Source organism: Paraburkholderia phymatum, assembly GCF_040965635.1.
GTDB classification, from domain to species: Bacteria; Pseudomonadota; Gammaproteobacteria; order Burkholderiales; family Burkholderiaceae; genus Paraburkholderia; species Paraburkholderia phymatum_B.
The window spans coordinates 127751-147943 of sequence record NZ_JBFRCH010000018.1 but is presented as its reverse complement, the minus strand read 5'-3'; the positions used below and the strand labels follow the sequence as shown (position 1 = coordinate 147943).

The following is a 20193-nucleotide window of genomic DNA, read 5'->3' as shown; positions in this document are numbered from 1 at the left end:
CGTCCAGTCTCCGATTCCCGGGCATACCGCGCTTGCAAGAGATCAGTCCAGCGGCGCCAGACTCGCGGTATCGGGCCACCAACCGCCGTACTTGCCTCGTCGTCAGACCCAGACGTTCGGCAGCACGCCATGGCTTGAGCCGTCCCTCCGTCACGTCCTGAATGACTTTGAATCTGTCCAGTTCCCGCATCGTCATTGTTATCCGTTCTGTCACAGCCATCGATGTCTAGAGCGCCCGAAAACGGCGGGTGGCTAGCATACGACAGCATCAAAAGCGGACATTTCTATGCGGCTAAAAGCGGACATTATCATCTGGCCGCTACAAGCTCTGATGTTGATAATTGATATTATGTCCAATATTGGCATACGGGCAAGTCAGTTGTCCTCAGACCGATAACCTCATCGTCGACACGCAGTATGGGGGATCGCGATCTCGGCGCTCGATGCGTGCTCCCGATTACGGAGGGGAAGCCGCTTCGCGTTGCAACCAGGCCCTGAGCGCGTCTATCTCCGCGCGCTTTGCGTTGCCCTCGCGCCAGACGACGTAATAGGCGTAGACATCAATGATGCTGGTCTTCCAGAGCCTGACCAGCCGGCCATCGGCAAGCTCCGTTTCAGTCAGCGCGCGCCGCACTAGCGCAATGCCCTTTCCCTGCACGGCGGCTTCGATCAGGCTGTTTGCGTCGTCGTAAGCCGGAGCGTTTTCCGCCACGGCAAGATCGACGTGCGCCGTTTATTTGCGACGAGCAAACACACGCGGAGGTTCGTGAGCGCGCGCGAGATACCATCGCGGTGTCATTCACGGACATCGAGCGGAAGCTCGGCGATGGGCGCGAGTATGCAGCGCTATCGGGTTACAGCATCGCCGATCCTATGTTGCTGGTTTTGTACCGGTGGGGACTTCGCATCGACATGCCCATGCAAACCGGTTATCCCGCGTGGACCGCGCTGGCGAGAAGGATTCTGAGTCGTCCTGCGGTGCAACGCGCGCTGAATAGCGAAGGGCTCGAATTTCACGTTTGATGGAGCGGCCTATGTTTCAGCCGGGGGCAAGAGGACAAAGAGAGCATTGCGGGCGCCCCTGTATGTATATACGCGCTGCCATAGAGCGTCGTGTCGATCCGAAAACATTGAATTTATAAGCAATCGCCACTGCTTCGGTTTGCTTCATGAGCCGCTATATATGGACTCCTGATAGATCATTAATCATCCGGCTCCAGAGATGCTGCCTGATCGGCGAAATGGTCAACGCGCCAGCGCAGGCGCACGTTTACGCGACGGGACGCCGCGATTCGCGTTTGCCACTTTGTCACGAAGACGATACATATTGCGTAACACTGTAGTTGCTCAGGCGCATTGAATCGGATGGCATCGTCCTTGCATTCCATGAATCTTCGGTATCCAACCAAAGGAGGTCGACAATGAATCTCGATTTGACGTTCCGCGCAGGCGAAGCGACGGTGTTCGCCGCCCCCGGCCAGGTGACTGACGCGATGCCCGAAATCCTGATAGGCCGTGCCGACGGACCTGTCGGTCACGCGTTCGCCAACATGATGGCGCAGAGCAAGGGGCACACGGCCATGTTCGCGATCCGCGCGTGCAATCAGATGGTGCGCCCTGCCACCATGATCGTCCCCAAGGTGACGCTCAGGGACATGACCACCATCGAGCTATTCGGTGGCGTCGTGCAGTCGGCTACGGCGGATGCAATAGTCGATTGCCTGATCGACGGCATCTTGCCCACAGATCAGGCCAACGAGCTATGCATCGTCAGTCTCGTGTGGATCGATCCACGCTGCGCCACAGAGACAAACCTCGACAAGAAGGATATGTACCGCACGAACTACGAGGCGACCAAGCTCGCCATTCGACGTGCCATGAACAACGAGCCAAGCGTCGACACGCTTATCGCCAACCGGCACTCCATCAAGCACGATATGGACGACTGGAGCTGAAGCGCGTGCACGTTGCGGTGCAAGACGTACTGGCCTTTCGGCAACCGCGTATGCGCGCCCCGTTCCAGCGCATCGGGTGCGTGCTTCTGCCGGAGTTGGTATTGCCTCTACCCCCTCAGGTAGAGGCCAGCACGATGCTTGCTAATCTATCATGGACGCAATGGCGTCAATTCGGACGACGCGCTGTGCTACCGGCTTGCCAAGGGCGTTGCCGTGACCGTTACAAGAGCATGTTGTATGAACCTGGATACCGACGCAGGCTCCTATCGCAATGAGCTGACCCGCCTGTTGGGTTGCCAGCATCCGATCATTTCAGCTGGCATGGGCGGACCAGCACGTTCCGAACTCGCAGCAGCCGTTTCCGAAGCAGGTGGATTCGGCCTGCTTGGAATGGTGCGCGAAACGCCCGAGCTGATCGAAAGTGAAATCGCCGCCGTGCGCGCCGCGACGCAGCGTCCGTTCGGCGTCAACCTGATTCCGGCAGCAACCGAACCGTCGCTGTTTGCGGCCGAACTCAGCGTCTGCATTGCGACTCGCGTTCCCGCGCTGTGTTTCTTCTGGGATGTCGTGCCCGAGGTCATCAAGCAGACGAAGGATGCCGGGGCTATCGTGCTGTATCAGGTCGGCTCGCTCGAAGACGCGATCGCGGCTGAACAGGCCGGCGCCGATGCCGTGATCGTTCAGGGTATCGAGGCGGGCGGCCATGTGCGTGGCCGAGCCGGTATCCTGACGCTGCTTCCCGAGGTCGTGCGGCATCTGCGCGTGCCCGTGGTCGCATCGGGCGGAATCGCGACGGGCGGCGGGCTGATCGCTGCGCTCGCAATGGGTGCATCCGGCGTGCATTGCGGCACGGTGTTCCTGACAACGCACGAGTCGTTCGCACACGACTATCACAAACAACGCGTCTGCGAGGCGCGCGCGGGCGACACCGTCTACACCGACCTCTTTGCAATCAACTGGCCGCCCAATTCGCCCGTCCGCGTGCTGGCCAACAGTGTGACCGACGAAGCTCGCGGGCAGCTTTTCGGACATCACCCGGACCAATTGCCCCGCGAAGTGATCGCGAATGAAGGTGGGCGGCCGATCTACCGTTTCAGCACCGATTCGCCGTTGCGCAGCACGGTTGGGGATCTGGAGAAAATGGCGCTCTTCGCAGGCGAATCGTCCGCGCTAGTGAGCGCGCGCACCTCGGCCGCCGAAGTGATCGCCCGCATGTTGCGTGAGGCGAATGAGGCGCAGCGCCGCATCGCCGCCTACGGACGTCGGTCATGACAGGCACTAGATAAGCCAGCAAACGTGAGGACATCATGGAGACGAAACGGCAATCGGTGCACCAACTGATCGGTGGCGAAGCGGCAGTCGCGCGTCTCGTGAAAACGTTCTACGACATCATCGAAAGCGACCCCGACGGCGCGATCATTCATGCGCTGCATTTAAAGGGCTTCGGGCTCGCGCACGTGCGCCATGCACAATTCGAGTTTCTGTCAGGCTACTTCGGCGGACCGCAGTACTACCTGGAGCGGATGGGCCATGCGAGTCTGCGGTACATGCACGAGCACATCGAAATTGGGCCTTTGGAAGTCGAGGCCTGGTTGACATGCATGAAAAAGGCGATTCTGGCACTGGGCTATGACGCACACGTCGAGGCGACGCTCATGCGGCATTTCACGCGAAGCGCTCAGGCGCTGCAAAACAAGGCCTAGCGAGCGTCGCGATCTGTCTTGCGGGTCTTGCGGGTCTTGCGGGTCTTGCGGGTCTTGCGGGTCTTGCGGGTCTTGCGGGTCTTGCGGGTCTTGCGGGCTTTGCGCGTTTTGCGGATGTTGCGAGAGGTAACGCAGAGATGTTTCCGCGAAGTCGAATCCCAATCGAATTGAATTGTTGTAAGGCCCCTCTCCTGCACTTCCTCGTATCGAGCACCGCCGCGCGCCCGATCTCTGCTCGATTACCCGCATACTGCGCCGCGCATCGGGCCTTCCGCGTGTCTACCCCCTCAAACCATATTGACAAGCGCGTATTGAACAACAAATATTGTCGGGAAACTTTGTTGACCAATGGGAACCAGCAGGAACAGCCGGATCGTTGACAACCGCCGGTGCTGCCGGCACGTCCAAGGAGTTGCCAAGATGGAACACGCAATTCGCAAGCGCATCGAGCAAATGTTCTCCCGCGACCGACGCATGGCGCAAATCGCTCTTCTGCTGCTCTGGATCACGTTGGGCTACGTCTATTTCGCCATCACTTCGCAGACGACTGATTCATCCGTGCGCATCGCGCTCACCATCGGCGTGGGCGCAGTGCTTGTTTTCAATTCCGCGTCGATTCTTGCCATGATCCGTCATTACAAGGAAGACAAGGACCATATCTACGGCCTCGACATCCGTCACCTCGACGAGAACCGCGCACGCAAGGCGGAACTTGCACAGCGTGACGACGAAGCGCTCAGTCCGGCCGTCAAGTAAGCGCTTGAACCCAGAGCTTTCGCGCATGCTGATGCGCCCTCCCGTCGCCATGGAGGCGACCGGGCTGTACCCGCATTGCTTCGGGGCGTGCAATCCGAAATGCCAACCAGAAAGGAGGCCTGCAATGGCAGCCGATTATGTGCCACCCGTCCAGAAGGGCTTCGGCCAGTTTGTCGACAGCATCTTTCTGCTCGTGCTCGTTTATTGCAGTTTGCTTGCGCCGCTGTTGCTCAAGACGCCCGACAAGCCGCCGGAAGCCGAAACGGCAAAAGCGCACGTGACGTGGAAAGAGCTTGGACAAAACCCCGCCATGGAAGCGCAATGGCGAAAGCTCGGCTATGACGCCCAGCAGGCCAAGCCGATCATTACCAGCCGTTTCGATTACCAGATCGAACCCGTCTCGCTCATCGTGACGGCGCTCGTAATCGTCGGTTATTTCGTCTTCGTGTTGCGCGTGTCGGAAAAGCAGTACCGGCAGGTAATCGCGGAAAAATTTGGAGAGACATCATGAACTTCTGGCAATGGCTAAGCAATGCCGCGTGGGGGCTGTCGATTCTGATCTTTGCGTGGATTCTCATCGACGCGCTCAAGGTCCACCGCGACTACGACGACGATTTCCTGATGAGTTCGACGGAAGGTAACGAGTAGATCGACAGACCGACGACGGGCATCGTGCCGCAGAGGAGCAGCTCATGAGTGACGCAGCGGGAGTAGCACAGTCAGGCGAGCGCATCGCGCTACTGAAAGTGTTGGGGCCGATTCACGTGTGGGCGCTCGGCGTCGGCATCGTGCTCGTCGGGGAGTTCATGGGATGGAACTTCTCCGTCGCAAAGGGTGGTGCATATGGATCGTTGATCGCGTGCTGGATCATTGGCCTGCTCTATACGTGCGTCGCGATGATCGACTCGGAGGTGACGTCGACCGTCGCGGCTGCGGGCGGGCAATACACGCAGGCAAAGCACATCATCGGGCCGCTGATGGCCTTCAATGTGGGACTCTATCTGGTGATGGCGTACACGATGCTCGAAGCCGCGGACGCCCTCGTGGTCGGCGACCTGATCAAGGCCGTCGCCACCGACTCGGGCTACGCGAACTTCGACTCGCGTCCATTTACGCTTGTCACGATCGCGTTTCTCGCATTGCTCAACTATCGAGGCGTGTTCGTCACGCTCACGGTCAACTTCGTGATCACGGCTGTGGCGTTCATTGCGATCGTCGTGCTATTCCTCGGCGTTGCGCCGTGGCACCCTGGGCAAACGCTGATTCATCACGAGTTGCTCACGCAACTGCCGTATGGATGGCTGGGCGTCGTCGCGGCCTTGCAATTCGGCATGTGGTATTACCTCGGTATCGAAGGCACCTGTCAGGCTGCGGAAGAGGTTCGCTCGGCCGGCCGCTCGATTCCACTCGGCACGATGAGCGGCATGATCACGCTGCTCGTCGCAGCGGCCATGACGTGGTATGTCGCCACCGGCCTGATGCCGTGGGAATACCTCGGTCAGGCAGTGACCCCGCTCTACGACGCAGCACGGCTCTCCGGCAGCAAGGGCTTGCAGACGCTGCTCTTCGTGGGCACGTTGTTCTCGGCGGTCGCGTCGGCCAATGGCTGCATCAACGATGCATCACGCGCATGGTTCTCGATGTCGCGCGATCGCTATATGCCAGTATGGTTCGGCGCCGTGCATCCGCGCTACCGCACGCCTTACCGCGCAATCATTTTTCTCGTGCCGATTGCAATTTCGTTTGCGTTCACGGGCCTGCTCGACCAGGTGATCACGTTCTCGATTCTCTCTGGCCTGCTCGGTTATACGTTCATGTCGATCAATATCGTCAAGTTCCGCCGGCAGTGGCCTCTTGGCAGCATCAATCGCGGCTATATCCATCCGTTCCATCCGATTCCCGCGATCGTGTTGGCGATACTGTGCATTGCGACTTACTTTGCAACCTATCTCGGCTATGGCACTTCGCTGCTGTCGATCATGGCGTTTTACATCATGGCCTCGATCTGGTTCGCGCTGCATCGCTATAAGTACGTGAAGCGCGGCGATCAGTTCACGATGGACTGGCCACGCCCGAAGCATTATTGATGTGGCGCGTCTTGACATGCAATCGACCGGGATCGTCCTTGCCGTCGCCTTCCTTGCCGTGCTCGCGCTGATGCACCGGCGCGATCGCCACGCACTGAGAGCGGAACGACGCAAACTCTTTGACGCCTGCTTCGTGCTCTTCGAACGACATCGCCTGACACAGGACGCCGTCGCCTGGCCCGTGCTGGCCGGTACCTATGACGGGTATGAGGTGCATATTGCGCCGCTCGTCGACGACGTCGGGTTTCGCAAGGTGCCGTCGCTCTGGCTGCGCGTGACGGTCAAGCGCGCATTGCCGATGTCGGGAACCGTCGATATGCTCGCGCGCGCACAGAACACGGAGTTCTATTCGCCTGCCGATGCCTTGCCTGTGCGAATCGCGACGCCGCACGCATGGCCGGGCCAGATGACAATCAAGGCCGACAGGCCCGCTGCGCAACTGCCGCTTGCCGTGCTCGAGCCTCACGTGAAGCGATTCTTTACCGACCCGCGCGCGAAGGAGATGCTAGTGACGCGGCATGGCGTGAGGATGGTCTATCAGGCACACGGTGCCGGGCGCAGCGAGTATCTCGTGCTGCGTCGGGCCGTGTTTCGCGACGCGCGGTTGCCGGCGACGCTGGTCAGATCGCTGCTGGATCAGGCGGTACAGGTGTGCGCCGATGTGATGAAAGGAGGAGTTCATGGTCAAGCCTAAGACCGCACGGCCGGTGCATCCGTATATCGTGCTGCTGGCAGCCGTGCTGTTGCCGGGCGCCGGGCAACTGATCAACAGGATGCCGACGCGCGCGCTGATCATGCTGTTTTTCATGCTGTCGCTTGGGTTCGTCACCATGCAGCTTGCCGCGCCGGGGCGCTCGTTTATCGGGCGGCATGCGGGAGGCGTGTTCATCTATGCAATAGCCGTGATGGATGCCTATCTGATCGCCCGGTATCGCTGGGAGATGTTTCGTAGTCGGCTCGCTGTTTGATGACGACCTTCTGACCGGCTTATCGGCGCAGGCACAGGCCACTGTGCTGGCCACGCTCGATGTCGCGCTGCTTCATGTTCTGCCAGCACGTACGCGATGCGCGAAGCAAATCAAGGAAAACCATCGCAAGCATCACATCACCCGCAATCACCCTTCCCTGTTTTGCCTACCTAATTAGTCGTACCTCGACGAACGGATTGAGCATTTGCCGACGATAAGAAACGATCTCATCTGTGGTGACAAGCCGCAGACCAATCAAACGATCGACTTAACGGAGTGTGCTATGGCAAATACCTGGCGAATCTCGGCTCTCGCGGACCGCCATCGCGCGTTGGGTTCCAGCCTCGAGGACTGGAACGGCATGGGCACGGCCTGGACCTACTCGACGGAGCTCGCCGACCACCACGAGGCGATACGGACCAAAGCCGGACTGATGGATGTGTCCGGCCTGAAAAAAGTCCACTACGTAGGCCCTCATGCCGAGAGCCTGCTCGACTGGGCCACGACGCGCGACATCAGCAAGCTCTACCCGGGCAAATCCGTCTACGCCGCAATACTCAACGAAGACGGCAAGTTCATCGACGACTGCATCGTCTACCGTACGGGTCCCAACGCGTTTATGGTCGTGCATGGCGCGGGCACAGGCTACGAACGGCTGGTGCGTTCCGCACAAGGCCGCCAGGTTGCCGTGCTGTTCGACGACGATCTGCATGACCTGTCGTTGCAAGGACCACGTGCGGTGGATTTTCTCGCGGAGCATGTCCCCGGCATCAGAGAGCTGCCGTACTTCCATCATGTGCAAACGCGTCTTTTCGGCCGGCCCGTGATGATCTCCCGCACGGGCTACACGGGGGAACGCGGCTACGAAATCTTCTGCAAAGCCGCCGATGCTCCATTCATATGGGACACGATACTGGCGAAAGGAGCAGGCTTCGGCATCGTTCCATGCGCATTCCTTGCGCTCGACTGGCTGCGCGTCGAGAGCTATCTGCTCTTCTTCCCGTACGACAACTCGGAAATGTACCCATTCGCGGACGAAAAAGCAGGCGACACATTGTGGGAACTGGGCCTCGACTTCACGGTATCGCCGGGAAAGACAGAGTTCTGTGGTTCGCGCGAGCACTTCCGGCTTGCCGGCAAAGAGCGCTTCAAGATTTACGGCGTCGAGATCGCAGCGTCGAAAGCGACGACTGCGGGCGACACGCTATGGCACGACGAAGAACAGGTCGGCGTCATCACTTGCGGAATGTACTCGCGGCTGACTGGCCGTTCACTTGCCATTGCGCGTCTGAATGTCGATAAGGCCCGCGACGGCGTCGCGCTCGAAGTGAAAGGTAGCCTCGATGCACGTGCAACCGCCAGGGCGCTGCCATTCGACGACCCTGACAAGAAAAAGCGTACGGCGCTCGGATAGACGCGTGTTACCTACCCTGAGGTATTGTGGGACGCCCGTTGCGCATTGCACCATAGGTGCGTGAACGCCGTGAATACCGGTTGAAACAGCGCTCACGCCAGGTCAACGGCGTCGCCGCCGACGTCCCATCCGGAAGCAGCCAGCACATGATCGAGTACTTTCTTCGGGTCGGTCCTGCCATGTCCGATCGACGCGCAGCCAATCCGCGTCGGCACCTTGAACTCGTGACCCTCCACGCGAACAGGCCCTTCAAGCAGTTTCTGCAGATTCTCCTGCAGTTCGTCGAGCACGGCATCCGGGTACTCCGCTGCACGTTGCGCCAGTTGCTGCGCATCGCCGCACCACGCAAGCGCATCCTCGCTGAAGTCGACCACGAGCACGACGAACACATGCGGGTCGAGCAACGTCGTGCAATTGAGCTGTCCTTGCGTCACCTCGAGCCGCCTGCCGATGCCGATCATCACCCGATCCGCGTAGTCCTGGCCAAAGCGCGTTGCAACGTGTTCAAGTTCGCCGACGTTGATCGCGAAGACCGCGCACGGCAGCGCGGTTCGCGCCGAAATGGCCGCGGAAAACTCCAGCCGGTCGATAAACATCGACACGCTCGTGAGCCCCGTCGAGTGCTCGAACGTCAGCCGCCGCCGGGCGTTTTCCTCGACCATCTGCCGGCGCGCCACCTCCACGATGAACCCTTCGAGTCCCATCAGCTCGTCGCGAGCCGAATAGACACCGCATCCCTGATCCCACACCCACTTGGTCTGACCGGAGCGGTCGACGATCCGGTAAGTCAGCTCGTAGGGCTCGCGAGCCACCACCCGCGCCTGCACCTCGTTCCAGACGAATTCGCGATCATCCGGATGAATCAGCGAACGGAATGTCATGCGGCTTTCGTCGATCAGCTCGAATGCCTCGTAGCCCGTCAGATCGAAGCATCCCTCGCTGACGAATTCCATCGACCAGTCGCGATTGTTTTGCCCGCGATAGATCATCGCCCGCAAATTGGACAGCAGCGTGCGCAGGCTGCGCCGGCTTGCGCGCAGCGCTTCTTCGTTGCGGCGGCGATTCGACACGTCCGTCACGAGACCGACGGCGCCGACCAGATTCCCCTCATCGTCGGTCACGGCGTGGCAACGCAGTTCGACGTGAGCCGTCGTATTGTCGGCGCGGATGAGCCGCGCTTCCGTTACGAGTTCGCTCAGGTGGCCGTCGAGCAGCGCCTTCACGCGCGCATTCAGCGTTTCGGCGTCTTCGGGGTGATAGAACGACGAGAGCGGCTTGGGCTCCGCATCGGTGCCGACCGCGCGCACGAGGTTGCGCCAGGCAGGATTCCAAAAGATCAGACGTAACTCGCGGTCGACGCGAAAGAGCGCCTGAGGCAGTTGCAAAACGGCATCCTTGCAATGGTGCAGCAGTTGCAGTTCGCTGCGCTGTGCGTCCACGCTCGTATATGGCGCGGGAAACTGCAGCAGCGTCATGCTCGAGCCCCGCGCGCGCAACGCCGTAACGGAATGCAGACGGAAACCGCCGTCGCCATAGGCAATCCGCAAAGAGCCCGAGGTGCGCTCCTCCCCGTCGCGAGACTGGGTGAGCAATGCGGTCAGATCGAGCAGCGACTGCGGATGCACGAGGTTGCTGAACGGCATCCCGACGATTTCGTCCGCGTAGGACTCCCAGCGTGCGTGCTTGAGAAAGGCGCTATTGACGAACACGAGCGCGTCGTTATCGAGCAGCACGGCGGGCGTCGAAAGATTGGCGGCAAACGCGCCGAGTTCAGGCGACGAGCCGGTCGCGCGCGCGATGCGCGGCGCCGTGCGGCGCGCACCATACGCCATGCTGAGCAGCAATGCCGCAACGCACCCTGCCAGCCCGATCGAGACATACAATAGGCCATTGCTGTCGGCGCTGTATCCAAGTTTGGGAATCACCAGTGCAGCCACCGCAGCCAGCAATACCGTGGCGAACAGATAAACCGACATGAAGTTCTCGCTTCAGAAAACTGGATCACTGATCGTGAGCGCGTGCGTTGCGCGTCACGACTTTACCCGCCCATGAATATGGACAAGTCTGCGCCCATTCACCGTTATCCGCTATACGCAAAGGTCTGCCTGCTGCTGGCCTGCATCGTAGCCCTGATTGCGCTGCTCTACGTGGGCACGCTGATGCAGACGAGGGGAAATGAAGGCTTCCGGCAGACGCTGTTCTCTCTCGACGAAGCGATGAGATTGAGAGACAGGGCGGCAGATCTGCAGTCGGGTACACCCGATACGGCCCGTGCACTGAGGGAGCTGGCCGACTCGCTTGTTCGCAACGATACGCTACTGAACGACTGGAGGCAACGCGGTGCGCCGACGCCTGAACTCACTGCGTCGCTTGCGGCCGCGAACGCCGCGTCGGCGGCCGAACGCGAGAGCGGGCCGGATGCGAAGCTCGCGACGCTCGAAGCGCTGCGCTCGCAGGTCGCTTACCAGGCCCAGGTGCATACGGCCGTGCTGGGACTGCTGCAGGCCTGCACCGTATGCCTGCTGATCTTCGGCATCGTCTCGCTCGCATGGAGCGCGCGACGCGCACTCCTCACGCGGCCGCGAGAAGCATTGCAGGCGCTCGCGCAAACGGGTGAGGCCGTGCCGCAAGGCCGTGATGAAATCGATCGCCTGCTGAAACTCCAGGCGCAACTCGCCGTGCGCCTGCGCACCGAGCGGGACGAGTCGGCCCGGCTCAAGCGGATCGTCGAAGACTATATTGCGTTCGCAGACCAGTCGCTCGAACTGCTGCACCACATTTGCGCGCAGCTCGCCGAAGAAGAGCCCTCCGGGCGAACACTCGAAGCCCTGCTGCAACGTCTCGTCGCCGTGCTTCGCGCGCGGCGCATCGCACTGGTGATGACGGAAGCGACCGCACAGCTGCTCGACGTCGACTCCGTCGTTTCGCCGAACGGCGATGTGCCCGCCATCGTGCGATCCCGCGTCACGAACGAACTGATGACGCTCGTCGGCACCCACACCTTTTCACCGCTCGAAGGCGGCGAGGCACCGCCTGTGCTGGCCGCCCCCGTGCGCGTGCCGCTCGCGAGCTACGGCGTCCTGATCGCGGAAGGCGAGTCGGACACGCGCTTCGAACAGCGTCACCTGTACCTGATGGAGACCATCGCGAGCGTGCTGGCCCACGCGATCTCCAACGTCAGCCGCGATGTGCGCGACCGGCGCATGGCATTGTTCGAGGAACGCAACGCCATTGCGCGCGAGCTGCATGACTCGCTTGCCCAATCGCTGTCGTACATGAAGATTCAGCTTGCCCGCCTGCAAGCCGTGCTGCCGCCCGAACTCTCGCAAACCGACATCGCGGAAATTGCGCGCGGCATCCGCGAGGGCATCGACAGCGCCTATCGGCAGTTGCGAGAACTGCTGACGACGTTTCGCTCGCCGATGCATGCGCATGGCCTCGCTTCCACGCTCGAAGAACTCGCCGAGGAATTCGGCTCGCGCAGCGAGGTGCAAATCTCGATTGACAACCGTGTGCCGCGCGTGCGGCTGACGGTCAACGAGGAAATGCACGTCGCGCAGATCGTACGCGAAGCGCTGACCAACGTGATTCGCCATGCGCGCGCGACGACAGCACAGGTGCAACTGATGTCCGACGGCCACGCGATGACGGTGGCGATCGAGGACGACGGCCGTGGCATCGACCGCACCCAGGGCGACGAACATCACTACGGGCTGTCGATCATGCGCGAGCGGGCCCGCAGCCTTGGCGGCCGGCTCGAAGTAAAGGCCGTCGAACGCGGCTCGCGCGTCGTATTGAGCTTTGTCCCGGCTGCCCTCGCCGCGCACAAGGCGCGCGCCGTCAGCGGCGCGGGCGTGCGTTGAACGGATTCCGGAAGGCGATCTAGAACTTGTGCGACATCGCGATCCGGGCAACCGCCTGATTGCCCGACGAAGACACGCCGCTCGAACCAACGATATGCGCGCCGTCAAAGTCGGTTCCCGTCTTGCCGTTCGTGTGCTGCCATGCACCCTGTACATAGACAGAGGTCCGCTTGCTGAGACTGTAGTTCAGCATGAGCGCAACCTGATGCCAGTTTGGACTGTCGCTGCCGGTGGTGGATTCGAGCCGTCCGTGCGTGTAAGTATATGCGCCGATCAGCGAGAGATCCGGCATCAGGTAATACTGGCCGTTGATCTCGACGTTGTCGAATTTCCATGATGTCCACGCTTGCGTGCCGATGTTCGGGGCATACGCATTTGCTGTGGGCGAAGTAACCGATACGTGCGAATACGCGAGCGACACGTTGGCGTTTTCGGAGAACGTCCATTTCACGCCCGCGTCGATATTCTCCTGCTTCGGGGCGGTGAATACCGCGTCGGACGTAATGGCGCCATCCGTCGTCGTACCGACTCCATTCAGATGCAGGTAAGCGACCACGAGGGACAGCGGACCAACGGTGTACGTCAGCCCCGCGCTATAGGCCCGATTCGCGGAGAAGTTCGTCGTGTTGCTGAAGCCGTACACGCCTTCCAGCTGGAACCCATACAAGGTCGGAGAGACGTACTTGATCGAGTTGTTGAGCCGGAAATCGAAGTCCGCATTGTCATTGTCGAACGGATGCGCAGCCAGGTCGCCGATCGAGCTTCCAGCAGCTGTGAACGGACTCCACATATCGACGGTTGCATCGTACTGTCGGCCGAGCGTGAGCGTGCCCGCGGGTGTCGACGACAACCCGACGAATGCCTGGCGACCGAACAGGCGGCCGCCCTCGTTGAGCTGACCCGTATTCAGATTCACGCCGTTTTCGAGGGTAAAGATCGCACTGAGCCCGCCGCCGAGATCTTCCGTGCCCTTCAGGCCAAAACTGGTTTCTGCCGTGTCGCCGCTTACCATCGCGAAGCCATGATGTCCGCCGGCGTTGCTCGTGTAGTTCAGGCCCGTATCCAGCACGCCGTAGAGCGTCACGGAGCTCTGCGCATGACAGGTTCCACTCAGGCACAGCGCTAAAAAGGCCGCATTGCGAAGCGTGTATTTCATCTAGGGTTCCCCTTGGGCGATAGGCCGCCGCGCATCGGGCGGGCAACTGCCATGCGCGCACGCTCATCGCGCCGCCGAAGCGGTGCGATGAGCATTTCGATCAGACCGGGAGCGAACTGCAGAAGTGCGGAACTACAGATATGGCTGTTCGATGGCGGGCAATTCGCCGGGGACTTCGGCATCTGCCTTTACGCCCATGAACGCAGCAAGGCGCCGCGAAAAATGATCGCGCACGAAGAGCTGTCGTCCACAGCCGCCGCAAGCGACGATGTTTTGCGTGACGCGCTCGTTGAACGCGTGACAGTGAATGCAGTACACGCGCCGCTGCAGCGTGCCGCTGTGCTGCAACCGGATGGCTTCGGGCGCAAGCGCGTAGCGCTGCGCAATGCGCCCCACGGACCAGATGAACGGCTCACTGCCGAGCGCATAGATGCGCAAGCCGACGGTCGCCGTCGCCGGGTCGCACAACGCCTCGTCCAACGCATCGAAGAGCGCGGCTTCGTTCGCGAACATGCGCTCTCTCGCACCGTGAAACGTGACGCCCGCCCCATGCTTCGCGGGGTCATTCACTTCCCACACGTCCATCGGCAGTAGCCCTGCGAGCGCGAGACTCACGCGCACGCAATCCTCGTTGCTCGAGCCGTTCGTGACGAACCAGTGGCGCGTGCCGTGCGGGTCGGGAGCGAGCGGCACGTATTCCGGCCGGCTTTTGTTGGTCGATATCATGGCTGTTCGATCCGTTCGACAGGAGGGTTCAGTAGATAGCGAGGCTATGCGTCACCGCGACGACCACGATCCCCGCCGCCACCGTCACGTATGGCAGGATGCCGGCGCGCCGGGCGACCTGGCCCGAGCCGACGAGTTGCATGTCCTCTTTCATCGCATCGGGGAAATGCCCCTTGTCGGTCACGTAGTGGCGGAACAGGAACACGGGCAGAATCAGCGCCGCGAAGCACAGTCCCGAGATCAGCGTGCCCGAGCCCCAGATGTCCGCGCCCATGCCGAGCAGCGCAAGATTGACGAACGAAAACAGCGTACCGAGCGCGAGCAGCCAGTTCGGCGCACGGAACGGCCGGCTCCAGTCGGGTCGGTCCAGCCGGTGAATCCACGCTGAATTGAGGTTCAGGAAGTTGAAGATGATGTAACCGACGTTCGACATGGCCAGCACGAACACATAGTCGGACATCAGCAGCAGGACCAGGTTGAAGCACAGGTCCGTCCACATCGCGCGCGTCGGCGCGCCGTGCTCGTTGACGTGCGACAGGTACTTGGGCAGCCAGCCATCGACGGATGCCTGATACAGCGTGCGCGAAGACCCCGCCATCGACGTCATGATCGCCAGCACGAGCGCCAGCACCAGCATCACGATCAGCACGCGCTCGACCAGCAGCCCGCCGTGAATCATCGGCGCCATCGCTTTCGCGACGCCCATCCCGCTATAGATATCGGGCGAGAGCATGCCGTCATACACGGCCGGCGTAACGATATTGCCCGCTGCATCCTTGACGGCGGGCGAGACCATGTGGCCGAGACCCAGCACGCCCTGGAACGCCAGCGGCACGACGGTGAACACGAAGATGCACAAGAGGCCCGAATACAGAATGGCCTTGAACGTGTCGACCTTCGGATTGCGGAATTCACGCGTATAGCAGACGGCCGTTTCGAAGCCGTACGTGGACCACGCCGCGATGAACAGCCCGCCCGCCATCAACGTGATGCCCGCGCGATCCCAGGTGCCGTCGACGATCTGACCGGCGCCGTCCTTCGCGAACGGCACGAGCGGAAAGAGGTTGTGCATCGGCAGGTCGCCGCTGAAAAGCGGCACTGTCCCGACGAGGATCAGCGGGACGAGGGCGGCCACGCCGAGTATCGTCTGGATGCGCGCGGCGTTCAGAATGCCTCGGTGCTGGATCGCGAACGTGATGAGCAGCACCACGGCGCCGAGTATGAACGTCGAATTGATCCGCAGGCTCAGGCCCGAACGGAGCCAGTCGAGATTCACCAGCGTGATCTGCCAGGTATTGATCGCCGCGTCTGCGGGAAACAGCACGGAGAGAATGTAGCCGGCCGCGAGTCCCGAGCCGATCGCGAGCACGGGCGACCACGCGAACCAGTTGCACCAGACCGACAGTGGTGCGAACAGCTTCGAATAACGGACCCACGCGATCGCGCCATAGACGGACGCGCCACCCGACTTGTGAGGAAAGAGCCCCGCAATCTCCGCATACGAGAACGACTGAATGAAGCCGAGCCCGATCGAGATGATCCATACCGCCCAGGACAGCTTGCCGACCGTCGCCGCGATCGAACCGATCGAAAAGAGCACGAGCGCGGGCACGCCGCTCGCCACCCAGAATGCACCCGTCCAGCTGATCTTTCGATGCAAGGTGCCGTCGGCTGTTTCGACGGCGTAGTCTTCGGAAACCGCACTCATAACTGTCGTCCTTTTTCCGGTGGAATACCGATTGTGGGAATCGTTCCGCGTGAATTTGCCCGCGCCACGCCGCAGCGGCGCAAGCGGGGGAAGGAAACACTGCAACAGCTTGTGGTTGTGAATAAGCCTGTACCCCGGCGAATATCGACTTATACGACTGCCGCCCCGAGCCGCTCGACTTCCGGACCCGTACCCTTCGCGATCTCTGCGCCATCGTCCAACGGTGCGAGCCAGTCGATGGCCGTCTGACGATAGCGCGTGATGCCCTTGTATTCGGCCAGCTCCTCCGGCAGCGTCGACAGCACACGATGCAGGCGTTTGCCCCACTTCGGCACGCGCGCCAGTTCGCCGAGTCCGATCAGGTAGCAGCGCACACAAAAGAGAATCGCGTTGCTGCGGGGCAGGCGAAAGAGCGTCTGCAATTCCACACGCAGATGCAGTTTGTCGTCGACGTTTTGCGGCGTCACGCTCGCCCGGTCCGGGCCCCATTCGTGGTAGTTCTCCGGCGAGGTATCGAGGCGCGGATTGACTGTCATCGTCCAGTTCAGCCGCCGCACGGGCGCGCCAAGTTGCAGGCGCAGCAGGAACTTGAGCGCACGCTCGAAGATGCCTGCCTGGTGCGCAAGCGGCACGGGGCCGTGCCATTCGACGAAGTTCATACCCAGATCGAAGTCGAGCGACCAGTCCGCCTGGGTCGTGACCATGCCGCCATCCATGAACAGGTTGTCGTCGCGCTGATCGATCAGGACGTAATCGCCCTGCGCCTGGCGCGTAATGTATTCGAACGGAGGACAGGGCAACGTGCTGTCATCACCGAAGGTGAAGGTCTGCTCGAGCCCGAGCGGACGGTTTGTCCATTTCCACTTGTCCCCGCTGCGCTCCAGCTCGAATTGCTCGGGATAGTCCTCGGCGAGGCTTTCCATGAGAAGTTCCAGCGTGTCCCATTGGGCCGGCCCCATGTGGTCGAGCACCTGGCAGCGCATCGGATCGCGTTCGAGCGTCAGTGCACGGTCACGGCATTCCGCGACATAGTGTTCGTCGATATCGAAGGCCGACAGGAACACGGGCGAGTTGCCTTCCTTCACATGCGGCTCGATGTTGACCGAGTACATGTACTTGTCTTCCGGGAACGGAAATGGAAAGCGCAGGATCGCTTCGTCGCTGTTGCGGAACGTGTAGGTATCGCGGAAGGTTTCTTCCGTCTTGAAGTCGATGGGCATGATCTCCCCCTGGCTTTAGATGTTCAGCACGAGGCGTTCGCTTCGCGCGCGAGACACACAGGGCAGCATCTGCCCACCCGTGGCCCGCTCCGCCTCGCCGAGGCAGAAATCGCGATGGTCAGGCTCGCCGTCGAGCACCTCCAGCGCGCACGTCCCGCATGCGCCGCCCCGGCACATATATGGTGCGTCCACGCCCTCGCGTTCCAATGCCTCGAGAAGGCTTTCGTCGCTGCGCACATTCACCTCGCGGCCCGTTTGCGCGAGCACCGCGGTAAAAGGCGCGCCGTGCGAGCCGCCGCCGAAGCTCTCCTGATGAAAGTGGCTCGCGGGCCAACCCAGTGCGCGCGCCGTGCGGGCGACGCCGTTCATCAGGCCTTCGGGTCCGCACGTATAGAGATGGGTGCCCGCCGGCTGCGCAGCGAGCAGCGCGCCAAAGCGTTCGCTCGCGTCGCACAGATCGGTGTAGACGGCGATGTCTCCCGTGGTGCGCTTCGCGATCAGCTCCCTGAACGCCGCTTCGTCTTCGGGACGGCAGCACAGATGCATCTCGACACGCGCCTGCGCCTGCGCCAGGTCCGGCAGCATCGACAGGAATGGCGTAAGGCCAATACCCCCTGCGATCATCACGTGCTTCGCACCGCAACGCGCGATCGGGAAAAAGTTCGACGGCATCGAGATTTCGAGCTCGCTGCCTTCGTGCACCTCGGTGTGCATGAAGGCCGAGCCGCCACGCGACTGAGGCACGCGACGCACCATGATCTGCCAGGCGTCACGAGAGCCGGCGGGCGTCGTCAACGAATAGGCGTTGCGCCAGAGGCGCTCCTTGCCACGCATCGTCACGACGACATGGCTGCCTGCGGAGTACGCCGGAAGCCGTCCGCCCTGGGCGCTCTCCAGCGTAAAACGTCGCACGTCCTGCGTCACCGATTCGACGCGCGCGACACGTACGGGGATCGTTCTCGAAGCATTCATGCCGTCGACACCTCCATAGGTCTGAACGGGTGGGCGTGAGTGACAAGCGATGCTTGCCCTTCGCGTCGTTGCATTCATGGACGTAGCATCGGCCTGCAAAAAAACGTTATCAATGATTCGGTGGGGGTAGTCCCTGCGCAGTAATGGTTGCCTCGCACTACCCTGCCCGCCGCGCCATCTTCGTCTTTGCGAAGCTCTCTCCCGCGTCCGCACGAGCCGCACTGGCAATGGTTCTACGGCCTCGCTTACCGGCGCCTTTCGCAAACTTTGCAGTCTCGCGCCGACATTGCATGGACTCGTTGCGTCATTGCGCGGGCGCCGCCGGAGTAGCGGGATCTACCCATCGGGAGGTAGTGCCAGCGGGCGATTGTGAGGCGAAATTGAACGGCAGAGACTTGCGGTCATCGACGCTGGCGTACCCGAGCCGTCCGATACCACCGCCTTCGCAACACAAACGCGTGCAGTCATTCCCCAGCAACGGTCCTACTTTCGGGAAAACATCATGACAAGGCAATCCATTCTCAACGTCCGTCATCGTGAGCTAGGTTCGAAGCTCGATGGCGATTCCTGGAACGACATGCCGATTCCCTGGTACTACTCGGGCGATCCGTATGACGATGTGGTGGCCGTGCGCACGGCAGCGGGCCTCTATGACATCAGCGCACTCAACATCGTGCGCGTGACGGGCCCGGATGCGGCGGCCGCGATCGACAGCATCTGCGCGATCGACGTGAGCCGCATGAAGCCCGGCACGGCACGGCTTGCCGCCGAAGTCGACGAGCGCGGCGGTGTCTGCGACGACCTCATGGTGATCTACGACGCCCCACAGCATTTCCGGCTCTCGCACGGCGGCGGCACCACGCAGACGCATCTGGAACGCGCCGCGCACAAGCGCAACGTCGAATGGCGTCAGGACTTCGATGTCCACATGCTGTCGCTGCAAGGCCCGCGTTCGACCGACATCCTGCAACCGCACATCGGCATCGAGCTGAACAGGCTGCCCTACTTCGCACACGTCGAAACGCAACTGTTCGGCCGCAAGATCATCGTCTCGCGCGGCGGCTATTCGGGCGAACAGGGCTTCGAAGTGTCGTGCGCATCCACCGACGCCGTCGCGCTGTGGGACGACATTCTCGATGCGGGCAAGCCGCACGGCGCCGTGCCCGCATCGTGGATGTCGCTGGAAATCGCGCGTATCGAAGCCGCGCTGCTCTTCTATCCGTTCGATATGCCCGAAGGCGATACCACGCCGTGGGAGTTGAATTGCGACTGGATGGTCGACCTCGACAAGGCTGGCGACTATGTGGGCAAGCAAGCCTTGCTCGCCGCGCGCGGCAAGGAGCGCGTGAAGCAGGCGGGCGTCGTGGTCAAGCACGATGCGGCCGTCAGCGCCGGGGCGCCCATCTACATCGGCGACGAGCAGGTCGGGGTCGTGACGAGTGCGATTTTCAGCCGCTATCTGATGCAGTCGCTTGCGATGGTGCATCTGAAGCCGAACCATACGGCACTCGGCACCAAGGTCGAGATTCGCGATGCGGCAGGCAGGTTCAGCGGCGCAGTCAGCAAGACGCCGTTCTACGACCCAATGCGGCTTCGCACGCGCGTCGCCGCCTGAATCCGTAGTCCGTCATTCCCACGATACAGCGGCGCGCACCGCGTGCCGCC

21 protein-coding genes are annotated in these 20193 nt (G+C 61.5%); 13 read left to right on the top strand and 8 right to left on the bottom strand.

The window, feature by feature from the left end; all coding sequences use genetic code 11:
* Together AB4Y32_RS26155 and AB4Y32_RS26150 are read right to left on the bottom strand one after the other, a co-directional pair.
* The coding region (locus AB4Y32_RS26155) for a helix-turn-helix domain-containing protein (protein WP_368724136.1) at nucleotides 1-220 on the bottom strand (220 nt) is incomplete at its 3' end.
* Between the two features lie 237 nt (nucleotides 221-457).
* On the bottom strand, nucleotides 458-712 hold the full coding sequence (locus AB4Y32_RS26150; RefSeq protein ID WP_368724135.1) for a LysR substrate-binding domain-containing protein: 255 nt from the start codon (nucleotides 710-712) through the stop codon (nucleotides 458-460).
* On the opposite strand from AB4Y32_RS26150, the gene AB4Y32_RS26145 reads away from it, so the two are divergent.
* The 11 genes from AB4Y32_RS26145 to AB4Y32_RS26095 all read left to right on the top strand — a co-directional run bounded on the left by AB4Y32_RS26145 (nucleotide 679) and on the right by AB4Y32_RS26095 (nucleotide 8883).
* Nucleotides 679-1023: a glutathione binding-like protein gene (locus AB4Y32_RS26145; protein WP_368724134.1), complete on the top strand. Its 345-nt coding sequence runs from the start codon at nucleotides 679-681 to the stop codon at nucleotides 1021-1023. The two genes, AB4Y32_RS26150 and AB4Y32_RS26145, sit on opposite strands and share 34 nt — an antisense overlap.
* A gap of 398 nt (nucleotides 1024-1421) precedes the next feature.
* On the top strand, nucleotides 1422-1955 hold the full coding sequence (fae, locus tag AB4Y32_RS26140) for a formaldehyde-activating enzyme (protein WP_368724133.1): 534 nt from the start codon (nucleotides 1422-1424) through the stop codon (nucleotides 1953-1955).
* A 237-nt stretch (nucleotides 1956-2192) separates the two neighbouring features.
* Complete coding sequence (locus AB4Y32_RS26135; protein WP_368724132.1) at nucleotides 2193-3227, top strand: NAD(P)H-dependent flavin oxidoreductase; 1035 nt, start codon at nucleotides 2193-2195, stop codon at nucleotides 3225-3227.
* 35 nt (nucleotides 3228-3262) lie between these two features.
* The gene (locus AB4Y32_RS26130) at nucleotides 3263-3658 is read left to right on the top strand and encodes a group II truncated hemoglobin (RefSeq protein WP_368724131.1); all 396 of its coding nucleotides are present in this window, start codon (nucleotides 3263-3265) and stop codon (nucleotides 3656-3658) included.
* A gap of 420 nt (nucleotides 3659-4078) precedes the next feature.
* Nucleotides 4079-4414, top strand: a complete 336-nt coding sequence (locus AB4Y32_RS26125) for a hypothetical protein (protein ID WP_152759048.1) — start codon at nucleotides 4079-4081, stop codon at nucleotides 4412-4414.
* Between the two features lie 4 nt (nucleotides 4415-4418).
* Nucleotides 4419-4925 carry a hypothetical protein gene (locus AB4Y32_RS26120; RefSeq protein WP_368724130.1) on the top strand — a complete coding sequence of 169 codons (507 nt, stop codon included), beginning with the start codon at nucleotides 4419-4421 and terminating at the stop codon, nucleotides 4923-4925.
* Nucleotides 4922-5062, top strand: a complete 141-nt coding sequence (locus AB4Y32_RS26115) for a hypothetical protein (protein WP_193727671.1) — start codon at nucleotides 4922-4924, stop codon at nucleotides 5060-5062. Before AB4Y32_RS26120 ends, AB4Y32_RS26115 begins: the two co-directional genes overlap by 4 nt.
* A gap of 44 nt (nucleotides 5063-5106) precedes the next feature.
* Nucleotides 5107-6501, top strand: coding sequence for an APC family permease (locus AB4Y32_RS26110; protein WP_368724129.1), 1395 nt, complete (start codon nucleotides 5107-5109; stop codon nucleotides 6499-6501).
* 16 nt (nucleotides 6502-6517) lie between these two features.
* The gene (locus AB4Y32_RS26105) at nucleotides 6518-7195 is read left to right on the top strand and encodes a hypothetical protein (protein ID WP_368724128.1); all 678 of its coding nucleotides are present in this window, start codon (nucleotides 6518-6520) and stop codon (nucleotides 7193-7195) included.
* A complete protein-coding gene (locus AB4Y32_RS26100) occupies nucleotides 7182-7469 on the top strand; it encodes a hypothetical protein (RefSeq protein WP_368724127.1) in 288 nt (95 codons plus the stop codon). Before AB4Y32_RS26105 ends, AB4Y32_RS26100 begins: the two co-directional genes overlap by 14 nt.
* Nucleotides 7470-7752: 283 nt before the next feature.
* Complete coding sequence (locus tag AB4Y32_RS26095; RefSeq protein ID WP_368724126.1) at nucleotides 7753-8883, top strand: aminomethyltransferase family protein; 1131 nt, start codon at nucleotides 7753-7755, stop codon at nucleotides 8881-8883.
* 92 nt (nucleotides 8884-8975) lie between these two features.
* Here the strand turns inward: AB4Y32_RS26095 and AB4Y32_RS26090 are convergent, their stop codons facing one another.
* The gene (locus AB4Y32_RS26090) at nucleotides 8976-10859 is read right to left on the bottom strand and encodes a sensor domain-containing diguanylate cyclase (RefSeq protein ID WP_368724125.1); all 1884 of its coding nucleotides are present in this window, start codon (nucleotides 10857-10859) and stop codon (nucleotides 8976-8978) included.
* A 72-nt stretch (nucleotides 10860-10931) separates the two neighbouring features.
* On the opposite strand from AB4Y32_RS26090, the gene AB4Y32_RS26085 reads away from it, so the two are divergent.
* Nucleotides 10932-12746: a histidine kinase gene (locus tag AB4Y32_RS26085; RefSeq protein WP_368724124.1), complete on the top strand. Its 1815-nt coding sequence runs from the start codon at nucleotides 10932-10934 to the stop codon at nucleotides 12744-12746.
* Between the two features lie 19 nt (nucleotides 12747-12765).
* Here AB4Y32_RS26085 and AB4Y32_RS26080 read toward each other — a convergent pair whose 3' ends face one another.
* From AB4Y32_RS26080 to AB4Y32_RS26060, 5 genes are all read right to left on the bottom strand, one after another.
* Nucleotides 12766-13902, bottom strand: coding sequence for a porin (locus AB4Y32_RS26080; RefSeq protein WP_368724123.1), 1137 nt, complete (start codon nucleotides 13900-13902; stop codon nucleotides 12766-12768).
* Between the two features lie 132 nt (nucleotides 13903-14034).
* Entirely contained in the window at nucleotides 14035-14628 is a 594-nt protein-coding gene (locus tag AB4Y32_RS26075) for a dimethylamine monooxygenase subunit DmmA family protein (protein WP_368724122.1), read from the bottom strand.
* A gap of 28 nt (nucleotides 14629-14656) precedes the next feature.
* Nucleotides 14657-16336: an APC family permease gene (locus AB4Y32_RS26070; RefSeq protein ID WP_368724121.1), complete on the bottom strand. Its 1680-nt coding sequence runs from the start codon at nucleotides 16334-16336 to the stop codon at nucleotides 14657-14659.
* 149 nt (nucleotides 16337-16485) lie between these two features.
* Nucleotides 16486-17556 (bottom strand): DUF3445 domain-containing protein, encoded by a 1071-nt coding sequence (locus AB4Y32_RS26065; RefSeq protein ID WP_368724120.1) that lies wholly within the window; start codon nucleotides 17554-17556, stop codon nucleotides 16486-16488.
* Nucleotides 17557-17571: 15 nt separating this feature from the next.
* Nucleotides 17572-18528 (bottom strand): PDR/VanB family oxidoreductase, encoded by a 957-nt coding sequence (locus tag AB4Y32_RS26060; protein WP_368724119.1) that lies wholly within the window; start codon nucleotides 18526-18528, stop codon nucleotides 17572-17574.
* A gap of 502 nt (nucleotides 18529-19030) precedes the next feature.
* Between AB4Y32_RS26060 and AB4Y32_RS26055 the strand changes: the two genes are divergently transcribed.
* Nucleotides 19031-20143 carry an aminomethyltransferase family protein gene (locus AB4Y32_RS26055; RefSeq protein ID WP_368724118.1) on the top strand — a complete coding sequence of 371 codons (1113 nt, stop codon included), beginning with the start codon at nucleotides 19031-19033 and terminating at the stop codon, nucleotides 20141-20143.
* The last annotated feature ends 50 nt before the right edge of the window (nucleotides 20144-20193 follow it).

What these genes read in the sequence shown, in the direction of transcription:
- AB4Y32_RS26075 (WP_368724122.1), bottom strand. Translation starts at nt 14,628, where the DNA reads ATGATATCGACCAACAAAAGCCGGCCGGAATACGTGCCGCTCGCTCCC.
- AB4Y32_RS26130 (WP_368724131.1), top strand. Translation starts at nt 3,263, where the DNA reads ATGGAGACGAAACGGCAATCGGTGCACCAACTGATCGGTGGCGAAGCG.
- AB4Y32_RS26080 (WP_368724123.1), bottom strand. Translation starts at nt 13,902, where the DNA reads ATGAAATACACGCTTCGCAATGCGGCCTTTTTAGCGCTGTGCCTGAGT.
- AB4Y32_RS26100 (WP_368724127.1), top strand. Translation starts at nt 7,182, where the DNA reads ATGGTCAAGCCTAAGACCGCACGGCCGGTGCATCCGTATATCGTGCTG.
- AB4Y32_RS26115 (WP_193727671.1), top strand. Translation starts at nt 4,922, where the DNA reads ATGAACTTCTGGCAATGGCTAAGCAATGCCGCGTGGGGGCTGTCGATT.
- AB4Y32_RS26095 (WP_368724126.1), top strand. Translation starts at nt 7,753, where the DNA reads ATGGCAAATACCTGGCGAATCTCGGCTCTCGCGGACCGCCATCGCGCG.
- AB4Y32_RS26060 (WP_368724119.1), bottom strand. Translation starts at nt 18,528, where the DNA reads ATGAATGCTTCGAGAACGATCCCCGTACGTGTCGCGCGCGTCGAATCG.
- fae (WP_368724133.1), top strand. Translation starts at nt 1,422, where the DNA reads ATGAATCTCGATTTGACGTTCCGCGCAGGCGAAGCGACGGTGTTCGCC.
- AB4Y32_RS26135 (WP_368724132.1), top strand. Translation starts at nt 2,193, where the DNA reads ATGAACCTGGATACCGACGCAGGCTCCTATCGCAATGAGCTGACCCGC.
- AB4Y32_RS26070 (WP_368724121.1), bottom strand. Translation starts at nt 16,336, where the DNA reads ATGAGTGCGGTTTCCGAAGACTACGCCGTCGAAACAGCCGACGGCACC.
- AB4Y32_RS26055 (WP_368724118.1), top strand. Translation starts at nt 19,031, where the DNA reads ATGACAAGGCAATCCATTCTCAACGTCCGTCATCGTGAGCTAGGTTCG.
- AB4Y32_RS26065 (WP_368724120.1), bottom strand. Translation starts at nt 17,556, where the DNA reads ATGCCCATCGACTTCAAGACGGAAGAAACCTTCCGCGATACCTACACG.
- AB4Y32_RS26085 (WP_368724124.1), top strand. Translation starts at nt 10,932, where the DNA reads ATGAATATGGACAAGTCTGCGCCCATTCACCGTTATCCGCTATACGCA.
- AB4Y32_RS26105 (WP_368724128.1), top strand. Translation starts at nt 6,518, where the DNA reads ATGCAATCGACCGGGATCGTCCTTGCCGTCGCCTTCCTTGCCGTGCTC.
- AB4Y32_RS26110 (WP_368724129.1), top strand. Translation starts at nt 5,107, where the DNA reads ATGAGTGACGCAGCGGGAGTAGCACAGTCAGGCGAGCGCATCGCGCTA.
- AB4Y32_RS26125 (WP_152759048.1), top strand. Translation starts at nt 4,079, where the DNA reads ATGGAACACGCAATTCGCAAGCGCATCGAGCAAATGTTCTCCCGCGAC.
- AB4Y32_RS26090 (WP_368724125.1), bottom strand. Translation starts at nt 10,859, where the DNA reads ATGTCGGTTTATCTGTTCGCCACGGTATTGCTGGCTGCGGTGGCTGCA.